Origin of the sequence: Dietzia maris (assembly GCF_036287335.1) — a bacterium.
Classification (GTDB): Bacteria; Actinomycetota; Actinomycetes; order Mycobacteriales; family Mycobacteriaceae; genus Dietzia; species Dietzia cinnamea.
On sequence record NZ_CP143053.1, the window covers coordinates 3,137,827 to 3,161,071 of the forward strand.

Here is a 23,245-nt window from a genome sequence, read left to right on the forward strand (position 1 = left end):
TGTCGCCCGGGGTGCAGCCGTGTCGCCCGGGGTGCAGCCGAGTCGCCTGGCCCGCCGGGGTGGCCACGCGGCGGCCCCCTACGATCACCGATGTGGACCCACAGGCGCGCGAGGCGGCACCCGGCTCCGCCGCCCGGCGCGTCCTGACCGGCGCGGGCGCGGTCACGGCCGGGTCGATGCTGGCCAACATCGCCGCCTACCTCCTGCATCTCCCGGCCTCCCGGTGGCTCGGTCCCGAAGGCTATGGCGCGTTCGCCGCCCTGCTCTCCGCGCAGCTGCTGGTGGCCGTGCCCTCGCTCGCGCTACAGGCGGTGGTGGCCCGCGAGCACGTCCGCGGTGTTCCCCACGACGTCCTCCGCGCGCTCGGCAGGCGGGTTGCGTTGCTGGTCGCGGTGGTCGCGGCCCTGGCCGTCGCCCCGGTGTCGCTGCTGCTCGACACCCCGATATGGGCCACGGCCGCCGCGCTGGCCCCCGGCCCGGTGCTGTGCCTGCTCGCCACCGAGCAGGGGCTCCTGCAGGGCGCCGAGCGGTTCCGGGCCCTCGGTGTGGTGCTCGCCCTGGCCGGCGCGGGCAAGGTCGCGCCCGCCGTCGCGGTACTCGCCGCCGGCGGCGGTGTCGGACCCGCACTCGCCGCCGGGGCCGTAGGTGTTGGCGTGGCCTGGCTCGTGGCGGCGCGAGTGACGTCCGGTCCCGCGACGGCCCGGTCCCGCGTGGGGACGGCCGGGGGCTCGGTCGGCGCGGGACCGCGTGGCAGCGGGGTCGAGCCGCGCGGGGGCGGAGCGGTTCTGGCCTCCCCGGGCGTGGCCGCCGTGCTCGCCGCCGGCCAGGTGCAGCTGGTGATGATGGCACTCACCTCGGTCGACCTGCTCCTCGCGCGCGCACTGCTGACCCCGGAAGACGCGGGCCGCTACGCGCTGGGGGCGGTCGCCGCGAAGGCGGCGTTCTGGCTGCCGCAGGCCGTCGGCACGGTGCTCTACCCGCGAATGGCCGATCCGGCCGGACACCGGGGTGCCGTCCGATCGGCAGTGGCCGTCCTGCTGGGCATCGGCGCGGTCGTCGTGATCGGGGCCGCCGTGGCCGCGCCGCTGGTGCCGGCGGTCGTCGGCGAGGACTACCGGCCGGTCGCCGGGCTCCTCTGGGCGTTCGCCGCACTCGGCGTGACACTGAGCGTCCTGCAGGCGTTTCTGCTGGCCACCATCGCCTCCGACCGGACGGTCGAGGCCGGGATCGCGTGGTGCGGGTTGGCGCTCACCGCCGTCGCTGTGTGGCTCGCTCCCCGCGGGGTCGACGGCGTCCTGGCCGCCGCGCTCGTCGCCGTCGTCCTCACCACGGTCACGGCCGGTTGGCGCGCGCTCTGGTCGCGGCCGGCCTGAGTAGAGGGGGCCGAGCGGGCGTGGGCCGGACCGCCCCCGGTCAGCCGAGCCACGCCACCTATCCGTTCACGTGCCGCCTACCGGGTCCGCTAGGTGGCGCGTGATCCGGTAGGTGGCGCGTCATCCGCTAGGTGGCGCGTCATCCGGTGGGCGGCGTGCGCACCCGTGGGCGGCGCGGCTGCCGAAGAAGGACCGTCGAGGCCGGCGTCGGGCTCGCGGCGCACGACCTGCCCCTCGGATCGCGATTCGCCCCTCGCGCTGCGATTCGCTCTCGGAGTTCCTGGGGCAAGACGCAATCCGAAGCGCGTCGCGCGATCCGAGGGGCAGATCGTGGGAGACGGGCGGCTGGTGGCGCAGTCGGCCGGTTCCGCAGCCGGCTGCGCGGCGGTCGCGGGTCCGCCACCCAACGAGAAGAGCGTCCCGCACACGCCCTCTCGGGTGATGCGTGCGGAACGCTCTTGTCGATGCTCCGGGCGGCCGGACCGGTCCGGCATCCGCGGCCGGTCCGGCCGCCGCGGCACGGCCAGCGCGAACCCGCCGGCTCAGCTCAGGCCGTCACCGCCTCCGGGCCGGCCGTGGCCGACTCAGCTCAGGCGCGCGCCCGGGCGGCGCGCCCGCCACCGCGGAGACCGAGGACGATGCCGCCGATCAGCGACAGCAGCCCGAGGATGCCCAGGATCGCCGGGACGATCCGGCCGAAGGTGTTGAGGGTGTCGGCACTGTCCTGGGCGGCCGCCACCGTGGTGTCGATGGTCTCCTCGTTCCAGCCGGCGTCGAACCTGACCGCCGTGCGGGTGGGGTCCGCCTTCTCCTGCTCGACGCGCGCCTTGTCGTTGAAGAACTCCTCCGCCTCGTCCTGGTTCTCGGCGAAGAACTGGAAGATGCTCTCGCCGCCCTTGATGATCTGTCCCGTGTCCGGGTTGACCCACACCGTGCGGGTGTTGGTGTAGAAGCGCCGCATGTCCACCGGGCGTTCGGGATCGCCCTCGAGGCCCCACTGCCCGGCGGTGCCCTCGCGGCGGTAGCTCGCCAGGATCGACTCGACGGTGGGGTCGTAGCCGTCGGAGACCGAGGCGTAGTGGTCGCGGATCGAGGTCCACATGTCGATCGGGCCGAGCTCCTGGCGGAACTCGTATGCGTCGATGCCGCCGACGGTGGTCTCGCCGACGAACTCGATCGGGTTGGTGGTGAAGGTGCTGGCGTCGAAGTACGGGTAGTTCGTCTTCTCCGTGTCGAACGGGAACTTGTACTGCAGGCCGTCGCGGACGAACCCGACGGGCGCGGTCTCGTCGGTGGAGCCGCCTGCGGAGACCAGCTGCAGCGTGCTCACGGGCTCGTCGACCGGCCTGGCCGACACGCGATCGAGGGTGACGCGGTCGATCGTGGCGTTGATCAGCGCCTCGACATCGTCGCCGCCCTGCTTGTCCTCACGCATCAGCGACTGCGCGGCCTGCATGGTGATGACCTCGGCGTCAGACGGCTCGACGGCCTGGACACGACGCTGCGAGTACATCGGGATGTCGTTGTCGATGAAGCACGTGACCGGGAACTGCACGTCGGAGTCGTCGGCCTCGGGCCCGTCGAGGGTCTCGACCGTCTCGCCCTCACCGGCGCCCTCGGCACCCTCGCCCTCGGCACCCTCGCCCTCGGCACCCTCACCGGCGCCCTCGCCCTCGTCGGCGGTGGCCTCGGGCGCCCGGCACTCGGCGCGGTCGGCATTGAGCTCGGTGGGCGTGTTGGACGCGAGCGCACTGCCCACGAGGACCGCTCCCGGCACGGTGTCGGTGACGGTGGTGGAGTTGATGTCCAGCGGCGTCTTCTTCTGCGCCGGCACGACGAAGAACACGAGAGCCAGTGCCATAGTGATGAGAAATGCGCCGAGCCCGACGAGGACCAGTGCGGGCACCGACGACCTCCGTCCCGCCGAACTGCTCTGACGTGCCATCGTCTAGTCCTCCTGGTGTCGCGCCCTGGGCCCGCCGGGTTACCACCCGGTAACCACCGGGTTGCCTGCCCGGCCGGACCATCATCAGGAGAAGATTAACAGTGATGAAGAACGCATTCGACACCCCCGACCCCCGAGTCGGCACTCTGCCGTCCGCGACCGGCTTCGCCCCGGCGCTGGAAGGCCTGCGGGCGGTCGCCGCGTTCGCGGTCCTCACGACGCACGTCGCGTTCCAGACCGGCTCCTCCACGGGCTCGTTCGTCCACCGGGTGTGGGGCCGGTTCGACCTGTCCGTGGCCGTCTTCTTCGCACTGTCCGGGTTCCTGCTGTGGCGGGCGCACGCCCTCCACGCGCGTCGGAACGGCCCGGGCACCGCCCGTCCGGCGGTGGATTATCTGCGCTCCCGCCTGGTCCGGATCCTGCCCGCCTACCTCGGAGTGGTCGCGGCGGTCTTCCTCCTCATCCCGCAGAACGTCCGCGCGTCAGCTGCGACCTGGGCGTCCAACGTGACGCTCACCCAGGTGTTCGTGCCCGATTCGCTGGTCGAGGGCCTGACGCACGCGTGGTCGCTGTCGGTGGAGATGAGCTTCTACCTGGTGCTGCCGCTGTTGTGGTGGGCGCTGTCGCGGCTGCGTGGTCCGGCCGCGCGGTGGCGGATCCCGGCGATCGCGGCGGTGGGGGTGGCGAGCCTGGGCTGGGCGCTCGTGCCGTGGTATGATCTCGGGCTTCCCGAGCGGATCAACGACCAGATCCTGCCCCCGGCGTTCGCGTCGTGGTTCGCGGCCGGGATGATCCTCGCCGAGCTGGTCGCCGCGCCGCCCGGGCGGGTCGCGGCGCTGGCCCGGCACTCGCGCGCGCGGTGGGCGTGGTGGGCGGTCGCGGCCGCCGCGTTCCTCGCCACCACGGTCCCCCGGTGGTTCACCGAGGGCTTCGTCCACCCGTCGGGCCCGGAGTTCGCGGCCCGCACCGCCCTCGGTGCGGTGGTCGCGTTCTGCCTCCTGGCGCCGGTCGCCCTGTCGCCGGACCGGGAGCGGTTCGCCGTTCTGGGCTCGCCGGCCCTCACCACGCTGGGCCGGTGGTCGTACGGCGTGTTCCTGTGGCACGTCCTGGTCCTGCACTTCGCGTTCCAGATCGCGTCGGTGCCCATGTTCTCGGGCCGGATGCTCACGGTCTGGCTGGTCACCGCCGTGATCTCGACGGTGGTGGCGGCGGCGAGTTACGCGCTGGTGGAGGTCCCGTCCCAGCGCTGGCTGGCGCCCCGACGCGCGCCGCGCGGGCGTCCGGCGGACGGCCAGCTCGCGGCGAGCCCCGCGCAGACGAGCCCGGCGACCGTCGCGACCTGAGGCCCGAGGGAGTCCCCGGCGTAGCCGAGCGGGTCCGGCCACGGTGCGCGGGCGAGCAGCGCGGCACCGGCGACGATTCCCACGCCGGCGCCGGCGACGAGCAGCCGCCGCGCCCCTGCCGCGCCGAGGTGGCGGCTGGCCGCCAGCGCGCAGGCGGTGAGCCCGGCGGTCACCGCGAGCCCGACCGGCCCGGCGAGAAGGTAGCCCACCGCGGCGGTCGCCACGACGGTGACGGGACCGCGGCCGCGCCACGGCGTCGCGCGGGTCCCCGCCCGGTCGCGGTGGCCGCGCACGAGGAACAGCAGCAGGACCAGCAGCAACGCGAAGGGTCCGGTGAGCAGCGCCCACCGGTACGGCGCGTCGAGCGGGACGGTGAGCACGAGCGTGGCGCCGGTCGTGGCGGCGGGCAGCACCCAGCCCTGCTTCCACCCGTCGACCGTCACGGCCCGCGGATCGGCCAGGGCGGTGCCGTCGTCGGCGACCAGGCGCGCCCGCCACGCCGGCGAGACCGATTCGGGGACCACCAGCACGCGCTCGCGCGGGGCGGCCGGGACGTGCAGCTCGCGGTGGGCGTCGTCCCACCGGACGGTGGTGACCGCCCGGGTTGGCTGCGGGGCGCCGCCGAGGACGCGCGCGGCGCCGGCCGACGCGCTGCCGGCTCCCTCGCCGCCGGTGGTGGAGCCGGGACCGTCGACGACGACGAGGCCCACGGTGTCCACCGAGAACGCCTCACCGGGATCCACGGAGACCTCCTGCGGCCCGGCGGGGAGCGGGACCGGGGACTCGTCGCAGAGTTCGGCCGGAACGGCGCGGCCCTCGAGCAGGGCCCGGCGGGACGCGGTGATCCGCGTGCGCACCACCCGGTCGCCGATGTGCAACCGGGGCCCGTCCTGGCACGTCAGGGTGACGGGGTCGTCGTCGGCGGCGGGCAGCGCACCGATGCGGGCGCCCGAGGCGTCCTGCACCCAGACCTCGGCGATGCCGGCGGGCACGCGCGCCCCGCCGGGGGTGCGCACGTCGCGGGTGCTGTCGACGCGGACGGTGACGCGGTCGGTGTGGTCGGCGGGGAGGTCGACGACGACGGAGCCGTCCTCCTCGGGCGTGAGCGTGGCGAGGTCGACGCGCGTGCGCTGGAGGCCGGTGTCGATCGTGACGACCCGCGGCGCCGCCGGCGCGTCCGAGCGGGGCGCCCACAGACGCAGTGACCCGACGAGGTGACGCCCGGGCAGACGCAGACCGAGCGACGGCGACGGGGCGTCGGTCGCGTGCCAACTGGTGGAGCGGTCCCCGTCGACGGCCGCCGACGGCGCACCCGCGGGATCGGTGACGAGGGAGTCACCCTCCGCGCGCACCTGCCGGGCCCGCGAGGCCGGGTCGCCGCGCAGGACGTCGTCAAGGGCGCTGCCCGGGCGCGGGCGCACGAGCAACCGGGGGGCGACGGCGGTGTCGGCGGGGACGTCGAGCAGTCGGGCGAACCGGCCCGGTTCCTCCGGGGCGATCGCGAGGTCGGGGGCGCACCGGGCGGCGCCCGTGGCCTCCTCCGCCCCGGCGAGTCCCTCGACGGGGCTGCCGCCGTGGACGCAGTCGGTGCGGCCGGCGAGCTCCTGCCGCAGCAACCAGCCCGACGGCGCGCGGGCGTCGTCGGCCCGCTCGGGCAGGGCGATGGTCCGCAGCAGCGGGATGTCCTCGCCGCCGGCGGCGAGCCCGATCTCGGAGACCTCGAAGTACGTGCCGCGGCCTCCGTCGGCGACGCCGGTGACCGTGACCCGGACCTGCTCGGTGGGCCCGGGCGGCAGGGCGACGGTCGTCTCCTCGTCGGCGCGCGGGAACACCGTGGTGGTGCCCGTGTCGGTGCGGACCTCGAGCGCGGTGACCTGCGGGCCCACGGCCGGGGCGGGGACCGTCAGCCGCAGGACCGCGCGGTCGACGGGTTCGGGCAGGTCGATGGCGATCCACTCGCCGAAAGCCGAACCGTATCCGCCGGAGCGCCAGGCGGTGTCAGGGTCGCCGTCCACGGCCGCGGCCACGGAGTGTGAGGGCCGCACGGGGCCGGTCTGCGCGGAGTCGGCCGCCGAGGACGACACGCTCACCCGGGCGTCCCACCAGCGGGCCCGGGTCCGCGGCGGCTCGTCGCCGGAGACGCTCGCCGAGTAGTCGAGCACCGCGCCACGGCTGCGCCGCGGGTCGCCCTCGGCGCGGACGGCGGAGGAGTTGTGGTCGAGCCGGCCGAAGTCGGTCTCGCGGTCGGTCGGCGAGTCCGTGAGCACCGGCGCCGTCGAGGCCAGCGGCCGCGGTCGCGGGAACGGGTCGGACGCGGGATCGACGCCGGCCGCGAGCGCGTCGGCCTCGAGCAGCCGGGTCACGCGCGGTGGCGAGCCGATGGTGTCCTGCTCGGCGAGCAGGTCGTCCAGCCGGGACAGGGCCTCCGGCCCGCCCGCGACCACGGGCAGGTCGCGAACCTCCACCGTGTACGGGGCGGTCGCCGACCGGGGCGGTCCGGGCGGCGTCGCGTCCGATCCCAGGCGGGAGTCGACCCGGTAGATCTCGATCGCGGGATACGCCGGCCGGAGCCCGGAATCATGGACGACCACCTCGTCGTCGTCACCACCGTCCCCGCCGCGAGCCCCGCCCGCGTCGCCGTCACCGCCCGCGCCTTCACCATCCGCGACCTCCGCACCGACGTCGTCCCCCCGCGCGGCGACCGGCTCGCCGAACTCGGCGACCTTCACGAGCCCCGGTGAGCCGTCGACGGCCTGGTGCACCAACGCCGGGCGCGGCGCGGCGGAGTCCACGGACAGGTCGTTGCGCACCACCAGGTACCCGATGCCCAGCGAGGCGAGCGTGGCGGCCATGCCGGGCGCCGCGCGGCCGTCGGCGAGGCGGCGCTGCACGGCGTCGAGGGCACGGATCGCGGGGGCGGGTTGCAGCGGCACGGAGTCCCGCACCGCCCACGGCGTCTCGGCCAGCGGCTGGAGCGGCTCGTCGCGGGTGACGCCCCAGACCTGGCGGCCGAACGATGCGCCGGGGACCACGAGCGCGCGGGTCGTGGCCGCCGGGTCCCGGTCCTCGGTGCCCGGGCGGTCGACCGGCGCGTTCTCCGACAGCCACGCGGCGGCCTGCGGCCAGTGGTCGGGCAGCTCCTCGTGCGAGCCCACCGGCGCGAGACGCCCCAGCCACGCCGGCGCGACCGACACACCCGCCGCGAGCACGACGATCATCGCCACGGCGACCGCCCGGTCGCGCTCCGGATGGGCCAGCGCGCCGGGGGCGCGCTCGCGGTCGAGGCCGCCGAGCAGTCGGGTGAGCAGGTGCGCGACGCCGAGCGCCAGCGGCAACCTCAGCAGCGGATCGAACTTGTGGACGTTGCGCAGCGGGGCGCCGGCGCCGTCGAGGAGGGCGCGCACCGTCTCGGCGAACCCGCCGCCGGCCGGGCCCACCCACGCCGCCGACATCGCCACCAGGCCCACGGTCGCGATCACCAGCAGTCGGCCGCGCGCGGGCATCCCGCGCATCAGCAGGCCCACGACCCCGGCCGCCGCCAGGACGCCGGTGGCCAGGACGAACGCGGGCTCGCTGGTGAGATCCGCGCCGGCGGTGCGGTCGGTGGACACGAACGGCACCCACGTCGCGGCCCCGCGCAGCACCTCGGTCACCGACGCCCACCGGGTGGTGACCTCGGCGGACTCGATGTAGTCCAGGAACGGCGGCGACACCCGGCCGAGCAGCACCAGCGGCACCGCCCACCACACGCACACCGCCGCGGACAGCGGCGCCCACCACGCGGCCAACCGCGCCCACGTTCTGCCCGGCCGGTGCAGCGCCCACCACAGGACCGCCGGCAGGCACGCCACCGCGGTCGCGACGGCGTTCACGGCGCCCATCAGCGCCAGCGCGAGCGCGGCGCCGGCTCCGCCGCGACGCGGTGACATCCGGCCCTGCAGCACCCGGATGACCGGCAGCAACACCCACGGCGCGAGGGCGACCGGCCAGATCTCCGACGAGATCGACCCGAGGTCGCCGAGCATGCGCGGGGCGAGCGCGTAGAGGACGCCCGCGACCGGGCGCGTGACGCGGGTGCCGATGCGCAGCGCGGCGGCGACCCGCACAACGCCCACGTACGCAACGGTGAGTACGACCGCCCACCACAGGCGCTGGGTCAACCACGCGGGCATCCCCACGAGGTCGAACAGGGCGAAGAACGGCCCCTGCGGGAACAGGTAGCCGTAGGCCTGGTTCTGGACCTGGCCGGCGAAGGACAGGCCTGTCCACAGATGGGTGGCCTGGGCGAGGAAGCGGCCAGGGGACGCGACGAGGTCGTACTTGGTGTCCGGGGCGATCAACCCGGGGGACTGCAGACAGGCCAGCAGCAGGAAGGCGAGGAACGCGACGACCGCGTCACGCGCACCGGCGCCGAGACGGGCCCCGCGGATCACCTACGCCGGCGTGCAGAGAGTCGAGAGCTGCGGGCGTCAGCGCGCGCCGTACTCGACCTGGCCGAGGAGGGCCTGGTCGGCGGGCGGTTGCGGCACGTCCGGGATGGAGTTCTCGGCCATCGTGGTGTTGACCCCGAACGCGACGATGCCGCCGAGGACGATTCCGCCGACTGCGCTGGCGAGCGCTCCGGTGCCGAAGCTCATCGTGGTCTCCCTGGGGTTCACGTAACGGTGGGTGTCCTGCGGTGTCGTCGAGACACCGATGCCGGAAGCGTAACACCAGTCGGGGCGCCGGATCCGGGGAGCGGCTCCCACGAGTCCTTACCGGCGGGTAAGTTGAGTGTGGCACATGACACCGCGACCCGCCGGGAGGAGACCTGTGACGACGGGGACCAAACGCATCCCACGTGCGATCCGCGAGCAGCAGATGCTCGACTCCGCGATCCGCGTGTTCTCCGATCTCGGCTACCGATCGGCCTCGATGGACACCATCGCCCGCCACGCGAGCATCTCCAAGCCGATGCTGTACCTGTACTACGGCTCCAAGGAGGAACTGTTCGCGGCGTGCGTCGTCCGCGAGTCCGGTCGGCTGATCGACCACCTCACCGCCGCCGCCACCGGCAGTGCCGGCCCCCGCCGCCGGCTCGAGGACGTCGTCCAGGCGTTCCTCGAGTTCGTCGACGCCCACACCGACTCGTGGAATGTGGTCTATCGTCAGGCATTCGCCGAACCCCAGTTCAGGGAGGAGGTCGAGAAGACCCGGACGGTGCTGGTCGACCTCACCACCGACCTGCTCGCGCAGAACTCGGGCGACGAGCGCAGCCGCGAGGTGCTCGAGGTGGTCGCCACCGCCCTGGTCGGTGCCGGCGAGGCGGTCGCGGACCGCGTCGCCCACCGGTCGATCCCCACGTCGGTGGCCGCCGGCGTCGTCGTGGAACTCGCCTGGCGCGGCCTCGCGGGCGATCCGACCAAGTCACTCACCACGCCCACCGAGGAGAAGTCGTGACCGACAAGACCACCGTCACCGGCCGCCGGTCCGGGGCCGCCCGCACGCTCAATCCGGCCGACCTCGCCCGCGGACTGCCCTCCCTCGCCGCCGACCTGCCGTCCGTCCTCAACGGGCTGCGTATCGTGCGGACCTCCCGCAGCACGGACAAGGTCTCGATCGGCCGCCGCTTCCAGAAGCTCGCCGCCGCCCGGCCCGACGCGCCTTTCATCAAGTTCCTCGGCACGGAGATCAGTTACGGCGAGGCCAACCGCCGCGCCAACCGGTTCGCCGCGGTCCTCAAGGCCCGCGGCGTGACGCGCGGCGACACGGTCGGCATCTGTATGGGCAACCGTACCGAGGTACTGCTCGCGATCCTCGGTGCCGTCAAGGTCGGCGCCTCCGTGGGCCTGCTCAACCACCACCAGCGCGGCGAGGTTCTCGACCACTCGCAGAAGATCCTCGAGTCCACGCTCGTGCTGGTCGGCGCCGAGTGCGCCGAGGCCGTGCAGTCCGTGCCGCGCGAGAACTGGATCGGCGAGCTCCTCGCCGTCAGCTCCGAGGTCGACCTGCCCTTCCGCGACTTCACCGCACGCCACCGCCCTGACGAGCTGGCGGACCTGACGTGGCTCGAGGACGAGCTCGCGACCCTCGGCGACGACGTCGGGGACGTCAACCCGCCGGAGGCCGATGAGACGGTCGGCACGGAGACCGCGTACTACATCTTCACCTCGGGCACGACGGGCCTGCCCAAGGCCTCGACCATGTCCCACTACCGGTGGAACAGGGCGATGGCCGGCTTCGGTCTGTCCGGCGTGCGACTGAAGAAGGACGACGTCCTGCTCAGCCCCCTGCCGATGTATCACAACAACGCACTCACGGTGGCCCTCGGCTGCGTGCTCGCCTCCGGGGCGTGCCTGGCGATCGAGGAGCACTTCTCGGCGTCGAAGTTCTGGGACCAGGCCCGCGCGACCGGGGCGACCGCCGCCATCTACATCGGCGAGATCTGCCGCTACCTGCTCAACCAGGATCCCGGCCCGGGCGACCGCGACCACTCGATCCGCGTGATGACCGGCAACGGCCTGCGGCCCGAGATCTGGGACGAGTTCCAGCAGCGGTTCGGCGTGGGCCGCATCTGCGAGTTCTACGCGGCCAGCGAGTGCAACATCGCGTTCGTCAACGCGTTCAACGTCCCGCGCACCACCGGGTACTGCCCGATGGACTTCGCGATCGTCGACTACGACCCCGAGACGGGCGAGCCCCGCCGCGGCGAGGACGGCCGGCTGCGGAAGGTCGGCAAGGGCGAGATCGGCCTGCTCATCAGCGGGATCTCCGACTCGCAGCCGTTCGACGGCTACACGGACGCCGAGGCAACGGAGAAGAAGATCGTCCGCGACGCGTTCAGCGACGGCGACGCCTGGTTCGTCTCCGGCGACCTCATGCTCGACCAGGGGCTCAAGCACGCGTCCTTCGTCGACCGCCTGGGCGACACCTTCCGCTGGAAGGGCGAGAACGTGGCGACCACCGAGGTCGAGGCCGCGATCGGCGCCCGCCCGGAGGTCGACCAGGCCGTGGTCTACGGCGTCGCGGTCCCGGACGCCGACGGCAAGGCCGGCATGGCGGCGATCCGCCTGCACGACAAGTCGGACTTCGACGGTGCGGCGCTCGCCGAGCACCTGCGGGACTCCCTGCCGTCGTACGCGGTTCCGCTGTTCATCCGACTGTCCGCCGAGCTCGAGCACACCTCCACGTACAAGAGCCGCAAGACCGAACTTCGCGAGCAGGCGTTCGACACCTCGACGTTCGACGACCCGCTCTACGTGCTGTCCAGGGAGAAGGGGTACGTCCCGTTCTACGATGGCGCGGAGAACGACGTCGTCGCCGGCACGGTCTGACCCACGCCCCCCGTCAGGTGCCGCGCCGCGCTCGGCGGCGCGGCGGGGTGGGCTCTGACCTCGGCGATCGGGCGCGGTGACGACGACGAGGACCTCGATCGCGGTCAGATCGCCGAGTCCGTGGCCCGCGCCCGTACGTGCCGCCAGAGGGGCGGCTGCCGTCCCGATGACCGCCGCCAGCGCTACGTCGACGCCTCGCCGGTGATCCGGCCCGCGTCTCGCTCGTGCCCGGTCGTCACGACCCGTGGGGCGACATCACCGGCACCGCCTGGCACGACACCCGCGACACCATCCTCGCCATGACCCGACGCGCGGCGCCGAGCTCGTGAGCGCTCACGTCGTGTAGTCGGCGTTGATCGAGATGTACTCCCGCGTGAGGTCGCAACCGTAGACCGTGCAGGAGCCGTCCGCGGCGCCGCCCTCCACGCCCAGGTCAACGGAGATGGTGACCTCCTCGGCCCGCATGATCTCGGTGAGCCGCTCGAGCTCCGCCTCACCGGGGAAGGCGGGGTAGGTCTCGAGGTCGCCGAAGACGATCCGCACCCGCTCCGGGTCGATGTCGGTGTCGTCGTGGCACTTGCCGATCGCCATGGCCACGCGGCCCCAGTTGGGGTCGGCCCCGTGGACGGCGGTCTTGACCAGCGGCGAGTTGAGGATCGCCTTGGCCACGCGCTTGGCCTGCGCGCGGTCGCGCGCGCCCGTGACCTCGACGGTGAGCAGTTTGGTGGCGCCCTCGCCGTCGCGGGCCAGCTGCCGGGTGAGGTCCAGGCAGACCGCCTCGAACGCCTCGCGCAGCTCGACCTCGCCGACCGGATCGCCCGCCCCGCTGGCCAGCGCGATGGCCGTGTCGGAGGTCGAGGTGTCGGTGTCCACGGACAGGCAGTTGAAGGTCTCGTCCACCGCGGCCCGGAACGCCGAGTCCAGCACACCCGGCTCCACTGCGGCATCGGTGAACAGCACGGCGATCATCGTTGCCATGTCCGGTTCGATCATCCCGACACCCTTGGCGATGCCCACCACCTGAGCGGTGCCGCCCGTCGTCGTCGTCACCTCCACCCGCGCGGTCTTGGGGTGGGTATCGGTGGTCATCATCGCGGTCGCCAGCGCGACGGCGTCGGCGTCGAACGTCGCGCCCGCCAGGCCGTCGAGGTGCGCGCGCAGCTTGTCCATCGGGTAGCGGCGGCCGATCACGCCGGTCGAGGCGATGAGCAGCTCCCCCGGGGCCACGGCGATGGCGTCGGCGGCGCGCTCGAGCACCTCCCGCGCGTCGGCCATTCCCTGCTCACCGGTGGCGACGTTGGCGTTCTTGGCCACCACGACCACGCCGCGCGCCGTACCGCTGGCGACGTTCTCGCGGCTGAGCACGACCGACGGCCCCGCGAAGAGGGAGCGGGTGAACACCGCGGACGAGGCCGGGGAGGGGCCGTCATTGACGACGACGAAGACGTCGTCACCGCGCTCGCGCAGCCCCGCGGCCCCTGCGTGCGCGCGGAAGCCTGGCGGGAGCGGGACGGGGTCGTGGGCGGGCTGCGTGGGCGGCGTCATGTGCTCCATTCTTACTGCCGCACCCCGGCGCCCGCCGCCACCCCGCTGGAACTCCCGAGCTCCCTGGCGATGAGCGTGCAACACGCAGGCCCACCCAGTGGATGTACTTGTGAGCCACATCACAGTAGAAGCCCTGGGTGCCCGGTTCATCGCGACCGCCTTCGGCTCCTGATTCGACCGACCCCCGGGCCAGATCCGGACCGGGGCCACGCACGCCGGACCCCGGTCCGGCCCCACCCGCCGCGCCGGCGCCCGCCATCCACGGGCGCCGGCGCCGCTGATATCCGTGGCGCACCCCACAGCTCCAGTCACTGCGCACGGCATTCGGCGAAATATGCATTAGATCATACCATAAATGTTTGCGGACCTCCTACGTCGGTTGATAAAGATTCCGACGTCGGCGCCAGCGCCCACAGGGCAGGCCTGTCACCGATGCCGGGTAACGACTCGAGCCCGGAGCCGGATGTACCTCGCGAGTCCGCAAGCAGGACTGCACTACGGCAGCGGCGCACCCCGGCGCCGCTCAGAGACGAAAGGGTTTCTCATGATCGAGACCATCTTCAACGGCATCCTCGGCTTCTTCAACAGCCTCATCGACACCGGCTCCACCGCGGCCCAGGGCTTCGTCAACACCGGCTCCACCGCGGCCGAGGGCGTCTACGACACCGTCACCGGCTCGCTCGGCGACATCGTCGGCTACCTCTGAGCTGAGTGATCCCGGGCCTTCGGGCCCAGATCTACGCAACGACACCGGCATCCGCCTCGCGCGGATGCCGGTGTCGCCTATTTCAGCCGGCCCTCCCCCTTTTCGACGGGCCACTCGCCCCACCGTGCGACGCGCACAGTGACCTAGATCACATTAAAGTGCTTCCGTGATTTCACCTGCGCAGGTAAACGATTCCCTCGGACTCTTGACCGTCTTGGGGCCCGAGCGGATGAAACGGTCGCACCGACTACGTAGCGTCCGGTGGTGAGATCTTGATGGACCAACGGTCCGCAGGATCCTCACGCCAGACCGAGCGGCGCACACGGTGCCGCCCCTGACGAAAGGACCACATCATGGGTTCCATTCAGACTTTCCTCCCCGGCCTCGCCACCGGCTCCGACGCCGTGAACACCGGCTCGCAGGTCGTCGACGCGGGCGCTGGCCTCTTCGCCGACGTCCTCGAGACCCTCGGTGGCTTCGTCACCCAGATCACGGGCTCGCTGTCCTGATCTGGTTGACTGCGAGCCACTAGCGCCCGCCTTCAACACCCCGGCGCCGGCATTCGTCTTCGGACGGATGCCGGCGCCGTGCATTTCACTACACTCGGGGCCATGGAGCTCGACCTGTCCCGCCACGTCGCCGCCGACCCCGACACCGTGTGGTCCGTGCTCACCGACATCCCCGAGGCGCACCGCACGCTCAGCGGGGTAGTGGCGGTCGAGATCCTCACGACCGGCCCCTATGAGCCCGGCCTGCGGTGGCGCGAGACCCGCAAGATGTTCGGGATGAAGGCCACCGAGGAGATGATGGTGATGGCCGCCGAGCCGCCTCACTCCACCACGATCGTCGCCGAGAACGGCGGGACCGAGTACACGACCGTCTTCACCATCACACCCGACGCCGAGGGCGGGTCGACGCTCCGGATGCGCTTCGGAGCCGAGACTGCCCACGCTCCCGCGGTCTCCCGCGTCGTCATGGGGCTCATGGGAAAGTTCGCCGAGAAGTCCACCCGCAAGACCATGGAGCAGGACCTCGCCGACATCGCGGCCGAGGCCGAACGGCGGGCCTCCTCTTCCTAGCCGCCGTGGGCGCGTACCTGACCTAATCGGCCCAACCCGCCTGCTCGCCCGCGCGGTCCCACAGCTCCGCGACGACCTCCGCGGCCGGCTGGTCGGCGTAGGCGTCGGCCGCCCGCCAACGCGACCCCGCCCACAGTGGCGGCACCTCGATGTCGCCCGCCCGCGCGGCGGCCTTGCGCATCGGACCCGTGAGCAGGTGCAGGTACGGGTACGCCGCCGGCGCGACCTCGTGGAACTCCGCGACGAACCCGTTGACGAGCGCCCGCGCGTAGCGACCGGTGTAGCAGCGGGTCGGCCGCGACTCGGTGAACCGGGCATCGCCGAGCGCGGACCGGTGCAGAGCGTTCGTGCCCGCCTCAGGGGTGCGCAGCAGCACGGTCCCGAGCTGGACACCGTCCGCACCGGCCGCGAGCACGGCGGCGACGTCGTGCGGGGTGCTGATCCCGCCGGCGGCGACGAACTGCACCTCCGGCAGTGCCTCGCGCACCGCCCGCACCAGCTCCACCGTCGTGATGTCGTCGGGCTCCTCGCCCACCGTGGTCGTGGACCGGTGCCCGCCGGCCTCCGCGCTCTGGACCGACAGCCAGTCCGCCCCGGCCTCGACGGCCCGCCGCGCGTCGGCGACGCCTGCCACAGTCACGACCACGGCCGTGCCCACGTCCTGTAGAGCACGGACCATGCCGGGCTCCGGGATGCCGAAGGTGAACGAGACCACCGCGACCGGGTCGTCCAGCAGCGCGGCGAGCGTGGCTTCCTGGTCGAAGTCGGTGAATCCCGGCGACTCCGCGAGGGCCACCTCGAGCCGCCTGGCGACCGGCCCGATCGCCTCGGCGTAGCGCTCGACCGCCTCGGGACCGCCCGCCGCCGCCAGCGCTGCGTCAGAGTCGGCGCGATCCAGCAGGAACACGTTGACGCCGAACGGCGCGTCGGTGAGCTCGCGGACGCGCCCGATCTCCGCTCTGGTGTCGGCGGCGTCGAGGTAACCGGAGCCGATCATGCCCAGGCCCCCCGCCTCGCCCACCGCGGCGATGAGTTCGGGCGTCGTGGGGCCGCCGGCCATCGGCGCCCCGATCACGGGCCGGCGCAGATGCGACGGGAGCAGGCGGCGGTGGTTCTGGCCCTGCGGGGCCCGGTCGGACTGTGTCTGGTGCTCGGTCATGCCCGTGACGCTACGCCCGGGGTCACCGCCCTGGGGCGGGTGACGGCGTAGACCACACCGCCGACGACGAAGACGACGAGGCCTCCGACGACCGACTGCCAGGGCAGGCTCCCGGCGACGATCACGCATCCGACCGCGCCGAGCACCGGCACCCAGGCCGGCAGTCCGCGGCGCCGTCGATCAAGACGCAGGGCCGCGGTGTTCGCGACGAGGTAGTAGATCAGGACGGCGAAGGAGGAGAACCCGATCGCCTGCCGTACGTCGGCCGCCAGGACGATCACGGCCACCACCACGCCCACGCAGATCTCGGCGACGTACGGCGTCCGCGTGGTGGGGTGCGCTGCCGCCAGCGGAGCGGGCAGGTGCCGGTCCCGCGCCATCGCCAGGGTTGTGCGGGAGACGCCGAGCACTCCGCCCAGCAGGGCCCCGAGCGCGGCGATCCCGGCGGCGATCCGCACCACGGGCGCCAGCACCTCCCCGGCGGCGGCCCGCTCAGCGGCGTCCAGTACGGGCGCGGCGCTCGCGGCCACGCCTCCCACCCCGAGCACGTGGACCGTCGCGGCGAGAACGATCGCGTAGACGGCGATCACGACGCTGATCGCGATGACGACCGCCCTCGGGATCGTGCGGCTCGGATCGCGCACCTCCTCCCCGAGCGTGGCGATGCGGGCGTACCCCGCGAAGGCGAAGAAGCAGAACCCCGCGCCGCCCAACACGCCGAGTATGCGCCCGGGCAACGCCTCTCCGTCGACGGCGGGCACCGCCCCGGGCACTGCCGCGGGTGCCGTCCCTGGCGCCGCCGGCGAGCCGGCCGACGAGACGAACGCCGCCACCACGAACACTGCGAGTACCGCCAGCACGATGCCGACCAGCACCTTCGACGCCGTGGCCGTGCGCTGCACCCCGAGAACCGACAGCACCGTCAGCGCCAGCACGGACACCGCGGCGACCACCGAGGACTGCTCCGGCCAGAGGTACAGGCCCACGGTGAGGGCCATCGCCGCGCAGGAGGCGGTCTTGCCCACGACGAATCCCCAGCCGGCGAGGAACCCCGGCAGCGGCCCGAGCAGTTCGCGACCGTAGACGTAGGTCCCGCCCGCCGCGGGGAACTGCGCTGCCAGTCGAGCGGAGGACAGGGCGTTGCACACGGCCACCACGGCGGCCACCGCGAGCGAGGCCCACACCCATGAGCCGGCGCGCGCCGCGGCGGGCGCGAACGCCACGAACACGCCGGCCCCGATCATGGCGCCGAGGCCCACCACGACGGCATCGGACGGACCCAGCCTGCGGTCGAGAGTCGAGTTCATCCGCACACCATCGCAGGCGCAGGTGGACGAGACGTGAACTCCTCGACCGTGGTCCCCCGCCGCGATTCAGCCCTGCCCCGGGCGCTGGTCAGTTCCGAACACGTCTCCGGCGGCAGGGGCAGCGTCGGGCAGGCGATCGATTTCGGCAGCAGAGCGCTCGAGATGGTCGGACGCTGACCCGATGCCGGGACGCCCGGGCGCCCCTGGGACACCACCCATGGTCGGAGTGCGCGGGACCAGCGCGGTCCCCGAGTCGACCCCGGTTACAGTGGGGGCGTGTCCCCCACCCGCCGGCTCCGTGTGGCGGTGGCCGCCCTCGCTGCGGGGTTGACATTGGTCGGGTGCGCCCCCGGGGAGCCCGCCGCGCCCGGCTCGGACCCCACCGCCGCCGCCCCGGCCGCTCCTGCTCCGCAGGCGACTGCCGCCCCGGCCGCTGATCCCGGTGGCCACAGGTCGGCACCCCCGCCCGGATGCGTATCGCCGCTGGACGGGCTGACGCAGCGTCAGCGGATCGCCCAGCTGTTCACCGTCGGTGTGAGTTCCATGGCCGACGCCCGCCGGGCGGTCGAACAGCACGCGATCGGCGGCATCTTCCTCGGCGGTGACGTGGTGGGTGAGGCGGTCTCCGGAGACGGGCTCGCCCGGCTGCAGCACGACTCGCCGCTGCCGCTGCTCGTGGCGATCGACGAGGAGGGCGGGCGCGTGTCGCGCATCGCGCCATACGCCGGCCCGTTGCCTTCCGCCCGCGTGATGGCCGCGACCATGAGCCCCGAGCAGGTCCGGGCGGCTGCCCGCGCCCGCGGGGAGTTCCTCCGCGGGATGGGCGTCACCGTCGATTTCGCGCCCTCCCTCGACGTGTCCGAGCAGCCGGACGGCGCGGTGATCGGTGACCGCTCCTTCTCCCCCGACCCCGCCCGCGTCGTGTCCTATGCCCGTGCGTTCGCCGCCGGCCTGCGTGACGCTGGCATCGCCCCGGTGTTCAAGCACTTCCCGGGGCACGGACGCTCCTCCGGCGACAGTCACCACCGCTCGGTGACGGTGCCCCCGCTCGACCAGCTCATGACCCACGATCTGCGGCCCTTCGCGGCACTCGCCCGGACCCCCGGCGCGGGCATGATGCTCGGCCACCAGCAGGTCCCCGGCCTGACCGGGGTCGACCGGCCCGCGTCGCTCTCGCCCGCCGCGTACCGGCTGCTGCGAGAGGGCCGCGGCTACGGCGCCCCGCCCTTCGATGGCCCGATCTTCACCGACGACCTGTCCGGCATGCGCGCCGTGACCGACACGTTCCCGCTGCCCCGCGCCGTGACCGAGTCCCTCATCGCCGGGGCTGACTCCCCGCTGTGGATCACGACGGCCGGGCTCGGTGAAGCGTTGGACGCCGTCGAGCGGGCCGTGGCCGACGGCACCCTCAGCCGGCGGGCGCTGGACCGGTCGCTCGAACGCATGGCGACCCTGCGGGGAATTCCGGTGTGCGTGGGCGGCCCCGCCACCGGGTTGCTCGAGCATGACGGTTCGCTGGCCCCGCCGTTGCGCGACCTCCCGCCGCGGGCGGGCCTGGCGCCCCTGCCGGCGTGACCCGGGTCGGGGCGCCGCTGCCGGGTCAGCCCGCGCCCGGCAGCGGAGCCCAGACCCCCGACGTGCCGCGGCGGTGCGAGTCCATCAGGTGTGTGTCCACCACGCCGATGGCCTCCATGAGGGCGAAGACCGTCACCGGTCCGACAAAGCTGAACCCCCGCCGCTTGAGCTCCTTGGCCAACGCCTCCGACTCCGGAGACCGGCTGGGCACCTCGTCCATGGTCCGCGGCTCGGGCGTGCGCTCGGGCCGGTACGACCACACGAGTTCGACCAGACCGCCCTCGGGTCGCAGGGCGACCACGGCACGCGCGTTGGCGATCGCCGCGTCGATTTTCCGCCGGTTGCGCACGATCCGCGCGTCGGCCATGAGCCGGGCGATGTCGTCCTCCCCGAACGCCGCCACGGCGTCGGGGTCGAACCCCGCGAACGCCTCGCGGAACGCGGGCCGTTTACGCAGGATCGTCACCCAGCTCAGCCCGGACTGGAACCCCTCGAGGACCAGCCGCTCGTACAGACCGGCCTCGTCCCGGACGGGCATGCCCCACTCGGTGTCGTAGTACTCCCGCAGCAGCGGGTCCCGCGCCGCCCACGGGGGCCGCCTCAGCCCGTCCTCGCACAGCACGGTGCCGGAAGGCGTGGCATCGGTGGTCGGGTCGGTCGCGGTGATCTGGATGTCGTCGATCTGCATGTCGTCTCCCTCGTCTGTCTGACCACCGGCGATGGTGGTCGACGTCACCCTAGGGCCGGACTACGACAGCACCCCGGTGATCTGGACGATGCGGACGACGGCCAACACGGTCAGCGCCACACCCACCACCAGGGTGAGCACCCGCCCGGCCACGCGGCCGTAGGACAGGAACCGGTCGATGCGACGAGTCGCCGCACCGATGCTGCCCGACGGCACCCGCGACAGCGCGATGATCAGCCCGGTGCTGGGCAGGATCGCGATGACCGCGAAGAACAGGATCTGCAGCAGCTTGGACCACCACGGGGTCTCGGCGAACGAGATGAGCACCATGCCCGCCGCGAACGGCGCGGACGTCCCCGACTGGATGACGCCGAGCGCGATGCCGGTGGCCATGATCCCGAACTTCTGCAGGACGTTTTGGGTGAGCGGGGCCTCGACGCTCTCCTCCTTGGCCTCCGCGGGCCGGCGCAGGCCCATGACGGTGATGACCAGGCCGATCACGCCCAGCGCGATCATCGCCCACAGGTTGTAGAACAGGCTCCGGACGAACTCCTGGTTGTTGCCGATCACCCACACGGAGATCAGCGAGAGCAGCACGATCCCGCAGAACGCACCCCCGGTGAACCGCGCCGCTCGCGGCGTGAACGGGATGCCGCGGCCGGCCGATGTCAGCCACAGCCCCGCGATGACGGCGAAGGCCAGGAGATTGAGCGAATCGATCGCCGCGAAACCCAGCAGGCTGAGGTAGTACTGCACCGGGTCACCCTACCGGCGGCCGAGCTCGTCGTCGTCGTACTCATCGTCGCGGGTGCCGTCGTCCCTCTCGCCGCGCGGTCGGCCGAACACCGACCGCTCCCGGCGCCGCAACACGTCCAGGTCCCGCACGGTCCAGGTGCGCACGGGCGCCGGCACGCGCCACTGTCGGGCCCACGCGACCATCCGGAAGGCGAACACCAGCACCGACAGCACGGTCGCCGACACCGGCCCCCCGCACCTCGGTGGACACGGCGACGGCGGTGAGCGCGGCGCCGGTCGCCGCGGGGATCACGTACAGGTTCGACCCGCTGAACACGGCCGGGATCTCGTTGGCCACCACGTCGCGCATCAACCCGCCGCCGACCGCGGTGACCACCCCGAGCAGCAACGCGGACGCCACCGGCATGCCGTGATCCAGCGCGCGCGCCGTGCCGAACGTGCAGAACAGACCCAGGCCCGCGGCGTCGCACGCCACGATGAGCGTCTGCACGCGGTGGATGACCGAGCCCAGCAGGTACACCACCACGACGGCGACCAGCGGCGGCACGAGGTACACGGGCTTGGCGAGCGCGAGCGGCGTGACGCCGAGCATGACGTCGCGGATGATGCCGCCGCCGAGACCCGCGAGAAGGCCCAGGATGAACCCACCGGTGATGTCGATGTCCTTGCGCGCGGCCAGGAGGTTGCCCGACAGGGCGAAGAAGAACACGCCCATCAGGTCGAACCACAGGACCAGCGGCGACGTCTCCGCTGTCGGCCCTAGACCACCGCGTCCGCGGTCGAGCGTGCGTGGTGACGGTTACGCACCGCGCGGAACGTCCAGAGCTTGTTGACGACGAAGTTGATCGGCATCGTGATGAGGATCGTCAGCAGCTGACTCCAGTACTCCCGGGAGTGGATCCCCGCCTCCTCGTGCCACCACGGCTCGGGCAGGTAGAGCGGGCTGGTGGGGTTGGTGAACGCGAGCTTGATGAAGATGCCCGCGCCCGCCGCCACCGACCCCACCACCAGGAACGGCCAGAACTCCTGCCACGCCGGCGCCTTGTGTCCCTTGCCGAACGTCCAGTGCCGGTTGAGCAGGAAGTTGTAGAAGTTCGCCACGAGGAACGCCACGATCCACACCAACGTGGTGAACCGGAAGTTGAACTCCGTGCCCGCGATGGGGAACAGGATCTCCTGCGCGTTGGCCGTGCCGCCGTTGGCCTTGTTCATCAAGACCGTGACGATCATGTTGACGACCATGCCCGAGCCGCCCACGATTCCGAACATGACGAACTGCCGGGCGCCGCGACGATAGCGACCGAGTTCGGCGGGGGCTGGGTTCACAGGCGACCAGTCTAGGCCCTCTCCCGGGGACCTCAGGCCGCGCCGTGCCCCTCCGGCACCCTCTCGGACGGATCGGTGATGGGCCCGGGGGCGGTCCCGTCGCCGAACGGGCGACCGCCCAGCTCCTCGCGGTGGTGCGGGGTGAGCAGGCCGGACAGGTCCGGCCCCTTGGGGATGACGCCCGTGGGGTTCACGTCCCGGTGCACGTTGTAGTAGTGCGCCTTGATCTGCGGGAAGTCGCACGTGTCACCGAAGCCGGGCGCCTGGAACAGATCACGGAGGTAGCCCCACAGCGCGGGCATCTCGCTGATCTTGGACCGGTTCGCCTTGAAGTGGCCGTGGTACACCGCGTCGAAGCGGACCAGCGTGGTGAACAGGCGGATGTCGGCGACGGTGATGGAGTCGCCGACGAGGTAGCGGCGGGCGGTCAGGCGCTCCTCGAGGCGGTCCAGCGACGCCCACAGCTCGTCGTAGGCCTCCTCGTAGGCCTCCTGGTCGGCGGCGAACCCGCAGCGGTACACACCGTTGTTCACCGTGGGGTAGATCCACGAGTCGAGTTCGTCGATCTCGTCGCGGTGCTCCTCGGGGTACAGATCCGGCGCGCCCTCGCGGTGGAAGGCCGTCCATTCGGAGATGAAGTCGAAGTTGAGCTTCTGGTACGCGTTGGTCACGACGGACTTGGTGGGCAGGTCCACCAGCGCGGGGACCGTGATCCCGCGCGGGTAGTCAGGGATCCGGTTGAAGTAGGCCTCCTGCAGGCGGTGCAGGTCGGTGACGGGGTCCCGTTCGTCCGGGTCGAGGTCGAAGACCCAGGAGTTGATGTCGTGCGTGGGGCCCGCGAGCCCCAGGGAGATCGCGTCCTCGAGGCCCAGCAGGCGCCGGACGATGATGCTCCGGCTGGCCCACGGGCACGCGCGGGCGGCCATGAGCCGATAGCGCCCGGCCTCGACCGGCCACCGCATCTCGCCGATCTTCTCGCCGACCGGATCCGAACCCGCGGGCACGTCCGCCACCACGCGGTCGTTGATGTACGTCGCGTCGCGGACGAACTCGCCGTCGGTCGAGGCGTTCTGTGCGGGGGTGAAGTCGGTCGCGGTAGACATGAGGGGCTCCCAGGATCGTCTCAGTTT

The 23,245-nt window shown here is 72.7% G+C and carries 19 protein-coding genes and 1 pseudogene; 9 read left to right on the forward strand and 11 right to left on the reverse strand.

Features of this window, described 5'->3' with window-relative positions:
- The first annotated feature begins 92 nt into the window (after positions 1 to 92).
- A complete protein-coding gene (locus VYL96_RS14560) occupies positions 93 to 1,373 on the forward strand; it encodes a polysaccharide biosynthesis protein (RefSeq protein WP_131885075.1) in 1,281 nt (426 codons plus the stop codon).
- Positions 1,374 to 1,962: 589 nt separating this feature from the next.
- Here the strand turns inward: VYL96_RS14560 and VYL96_RS14565 are convergent.
- Positions 1,963 to 3,318, reverse strand: a complete 1,356-nt coding sequence (locus VYL96_RS14565) for a cell envelope lipid trafficking protein PgfA (protein ID WP_131885076.1) — start codon at positions 3,316 to 3,318, stop codon at positions 1,963 to 1,965.
- Between the two features lie 104 nt (positions 3,319 to 3,422).
- Between VYL96_RS14565 and VYL96_RS14570 the strand changes: the two genes are divergently transcribed.
- Positions 3,423 to 4,661 carry an acyltransferase family protein gene (locus VYL96_RS14570; protein WP_131885077.1) on the forward strand — a complete coding sequence of 413 codons (1,239 nt, stop codon included), beginning with the start codon at positions 3,423 to 3,425 and terminating at the stop codon, positions 4,659 to 4,661.
- 947 nt (positions 4,662 to 5,608) lie between these two features.
- On the opposite strand, the pseudogene VYL96_RS17320 reads toward VYL96_RS14570, so the two are convergent.
- Both VYL96_RS17320 and VYL96_RS14580 read right to left on the reverse strand, forming a co-directional pair.
- Positions 5,609 to 9,094 (reverse strand): annotated as a pseudogene (locus tag VYL96_RS17320) (alpha-(1->3)-arabinofuranosyltransferase); the annotation flags it as partial.
- A gap of 36 nt (positions 9,095 to 9,130) precedes the next feature.
- Positions 9,131 to 9,319 (reverse strand): DUF2613 domain-containing protein, encoded by a 189-nt coding sequence (locus tag VYL96_RS14580; RefSeq protein WP_061229380.1) that lies wholly within the window; start codon positions 9,317 to 9,319, stop codon positions 9,131 to 9,133.
- Between the two features lie 154 nt (positions 9,320 to 9,473).
- Between VYL96_RS14580 and VYL96_RS14585 the strand changes: the two genes are divergently transcribed.
- Together VYL96_RS14585 and VYL96_RS14590 are read left to right on the forward strand one after the other, a co-directional pair.
- Positions 9,474 to 10,100 carry a TetR/AcrR family transcriptional regulator gene (locus tag VYL96_RS14585; RefSeq protein ID WP_131885078.1) on the forward strand — a complete coding sequence of 209 codons (627 nt, stop codon included), beginning with the start codon at positions 9,474 to 9,476 and terminating at the stop codon, positions 10,098 to 10,100.
- On the forward strand, positions 10,097 to 11,974 hold the full coding sequence (locus tag VYL96_RS14590; protein WP_131885079.1) for a long-chain-acyl-CoA synthetase: 1,878 nt from the start codon (positions 10,097 to 10,099) through the stop codon (positions 11,972 to 11,974). The genes VYL96_RS14585 and VYL96_RS14590 overlap by 4 nt, the downstream gene beginning before the upstream one ends.
- Before the next feature lie 333 nt (positions 11,975 to 12,307).
- On the opposite strand, the gene argJ is transcribed toward VYL96_RS14590, so the two are convergent.
- The gene (gene argJ / locus VYL96_RS14595; RefSeq protein ID WP_131885080.1) at positions 12,308 to 13,519 is read right to left on the reverse strand and encodes a bifunctional glutamate N-acetyltransferase/amino-acid acetyltransferase ArgJ; all 1,212 of its coding nucleotides are present in this window, start codon (positions 13,517 to 13,519) and stop codon (positions 12,308 to 12,310) included.
- A gap of 544 nt (positions 13,520 to 14,063) precedes the next feature.
- On the opposite strand from argJ, the gene VYL96_RS14600 reads away from it, so the two are divergent.
- The 3 genes from VYL96_RS14600 to VYL96_RS14610 all read left to right on the forward strand — a co-directional run bounded on the left by VYL96_RS14600 (position 14,064) and on the right by VYL96_RS14610 (position 15,304).
- Complete coding sequence (locus tag VYL96_RS14600; RefSeq protein WP_165928430.1) at positions 14,064 to 14,225, forward strand: hypothetical protein; 162 nt, start codon at positions 14,064 to 14,066, stop codon at positions 14,223 to 14,225.
- A 353-nt stretch (positions 14,226 to 14,578) separates the two neighbouring features.
- Positions 14,579 to 14,734 (forward strand): hypothetical protein, encoded by a 156-nt coding sequence (locus tag VYL96_RS14605; RefSeq protein ID WP_165928431.1) that lies wholly within the window; start codon positions 14,579 to 14,581, stop codon positions 14,732 to 14,734.
- A gap of 102 nt (positions 14,735 to 14,836) precedes the next feature.
- The gene (locus VYL96_RS14610; RefSeq protein WP_061916119.1) at positions 14,837 to 15,304 is read left to right on the forward strand and encodes an SRPBCC family protein; all 468 of its coding nucleotides are present in this window, start codon (positions 14,837 to 14,839) and stop codon (positions 15,302 to 15,304) included.
- Between the two features lie 22 nt (positions 15,305 to 15,326).
- Here the strand turns inward: VYL96_RS14610 and VYL96_RS14615 are convergent, their stop codons facing one another.
- Together VYL96_RS14615 and VYL96_RS14620 are read right to left on the reverse strand one after the other, a co-directional pair.
- Complete coding sequence (locus VYL96_RS14615) at positions 15,327 to 16,463, reverse strand: NAD(P)H-dependent flavin oxidoreductase (protein WP_131885081.1); 1,137 nt, start codon at positions 16,461 to 16,463, stop codon at positions 15,327 to 15,329.
- Positions 16,460 to 17,770: an APC family permease gene (locus VYL96_RS14620; RefSeq protein WP_131885082.1), complete on the reverse strand. Its 1,311-nt coding sequence runs from the start codon at positions 17,768 to 17,770 to the stop codon at positions 16,460 to 16,462. The genes VYL96_RS14615 and VYL96_RS14620 overlap by 4 nt, the downstream gene beginning before the upstream one ends.
- 33 nt (positions 17,771 to 17,803) lie before the next feature.
- On the opposite strand from VYL96_RS14620, the gene VYL96_RS14625 reads away from it, so the two are divergent.
- Both VYL96_RS14625 and VYL96_RS14630 read left to right on the forward strand, forming a co-directional pair.
- Complete coding sequence (locus tag VYL96_RS14625; RefSeq protein ID WP_165928432.1) at positions 17,804 to 17,947, forward strand: hypothetical protein; 144 nt, start codon at positions 17,804 to 17,806, stop codon at positions 17,945 to 17,947.
- 99 nt (positions 17,948 to 18,046) lie between these two features.
- Positions 18,047 to 19,345 (forward strand): glycoside hydrolase family 3 N-terminal domain-containing protein, encoded by a 1,299-nt coding sequence (locus tag VYL96_RS14630; protein ID WP_131885083.1) that lies wholly within the window; start codon positions 18,047 to 18,049, stop codon positions 19,343 to 19,345.
- A gap of 25 nt (positions 19,346 to 19,370) precedes the next feature.
- Here VYL96_RS14630 and VYL96_RS14635 read toward each other — a convergent pair whose 3' ends face one another.
- Genes VYL96_RS14635 through VYL96_RS14655 form a run of 5 tightly spaced genes read right to left on the reverse strand, consistent with a single transcriptional unit; the run spans position 19,371 to position 23,218 of the window.
- Positions 19,371 to 20,033 (reverse strand): DNA-3-methyladenine glycosylase I, encoded by a 663-nt coding sequence (locus tag VYL96_RS14635; RefSeq protein WP_165928433.1) that lies wholly within the window; start codon positions 20,031 to 20,033, stop codon positions 19,371 to 19,373.
- Between the two features lie 60 nt (positions 20,034 to 20,093).
- Complete coding sequence (locus tag VYL96_RS14640) at positions 20,094 to 20,789, reverse strand: hypothetical protein (RefSeq protein WP_131885085.1); 696 nt, start codon at positions 20,787 to 20,789, stop codon at positions 20,094 to 20,096.
- 40 nt (positions 20,790 to 20,829) lie between these two features.
- A complete protein-coding gene (locus VYL96_RS14645; protein ID WP_243699587.1) occupies positions 20,830 to 21,504 on the reverse strand; it encodes a trimeric intracellular cation channel family protein in 675 nt (224 codons plus the stop codon).
- Between the two features lie 44 nt (positions 21,505 to 21,548).
- On the reverse strand, positions 21,549 to 22,115 hold the full coding sequence (locus VYL96_RS14650) for a GtrA family protein (protein WP_082904499.1): 567 nt from the start codon (positions 22,113 to 22,115) through the stop codon (positions 21,549 to 21,551).
- 32 nt (positions 22,116 to 22,147) lie between these two features.
- Positions 22,148 to 23,218 (reverse strand): glutathione S-transferase family protein, encoded by a 1,071-nt coding sequence (locus VYL96_RS14655; RefSeq protein ID WP_131885086.1) that lies wholly within the window; start codon positions 23,216 to 23,218, stop codon positions 22,148 to 22,150.
- Between the last annotated feature and the right edge of the window lie 27 nt (positions 23,219 to 23,245).

Excerpts from the sequence above, each read along its gene's own strand:
- VYL96_RS14620 (WP_131885082.1), bottom strand. The coding sequence starts at position 17,770 with ATGAACTCGACTCTCGACCGCAGGCTGGGTCCGTCCGATGCCGTCGTG.
- VYL96_RS14600 (WP_165928430.1), top strand. The coding sequence starts at position 14,064 with ATGATCGAGACCATCTTCAACGGCATCCTCGGCTTCTTCAACAGCCTC.
- VYL96_RS14645 (WP_243699587.1), bottom strand. The coding sequence starts at position 21,504 with ATGGGCGTGTTCTTCTTCGCCCTGTCGGGCAACCTCCTGGCCGCGCGC.
- VYL96_RS14605 (WP_165928431.1), top strand. The coding sequence starts at position 14,579 with ATGGGTTCCATTCAGACTTTCCTCCCCGGCCTCGCCACCGGCTCCGAC.
- argJ (WP_131885080.1), bottom strand. The coding sequence starts at position 13,519 with ATGACGCCGCCCACGCAGCCCGCCCACGACCCCGTCCCGCTCCCGCCA.
- VYL96_RS14565 (WP_131885076.1), bottom strand. The coding sequence starts at position 3,318 with ATGGCACGTCAGAGCAGTTCGGCGGGACGGAGGTCGTCGGTGCCCGCA.
- VYL96_RS14610 (WP_061916119.1), top strand. The coding sequence starts at position 14,837 with ATGGAGCTCGACCTGTCCCGCCACGTCGCCGCCGACCCCGACACCGTG.
- VYL96_RS14655 (WP_131885086.1), bottom strand. The coding sequence starts at position 23,218 with ATGTCTACCGCGACCGACTTCACCCCCGCACAGAACGCCTCGACCGAC.
- VYL96_RS14615 (WP_131885081.1), bottom strand. The coding sequence starts at position 16,463 with ATGACCGAGCACCAGACACAGTCCGACCGGGCCCCGCAGGGCCAGAAC.
- VYL96_RS14635 (WP_165928433.1), bottom strand. The coding sequence starts at position 20,033 with ATGCAGATCGACGACATCCAGATCACCGCGACCGACCCGACCACCGAT.
- VYL96_RS14570 (WP_131885077.1), top strand. The coding sequence starts at position 3,423 with ATGAAGAACGCATTCGACACCCCCGACCCCCGAGTCGGCACTCTGCCG.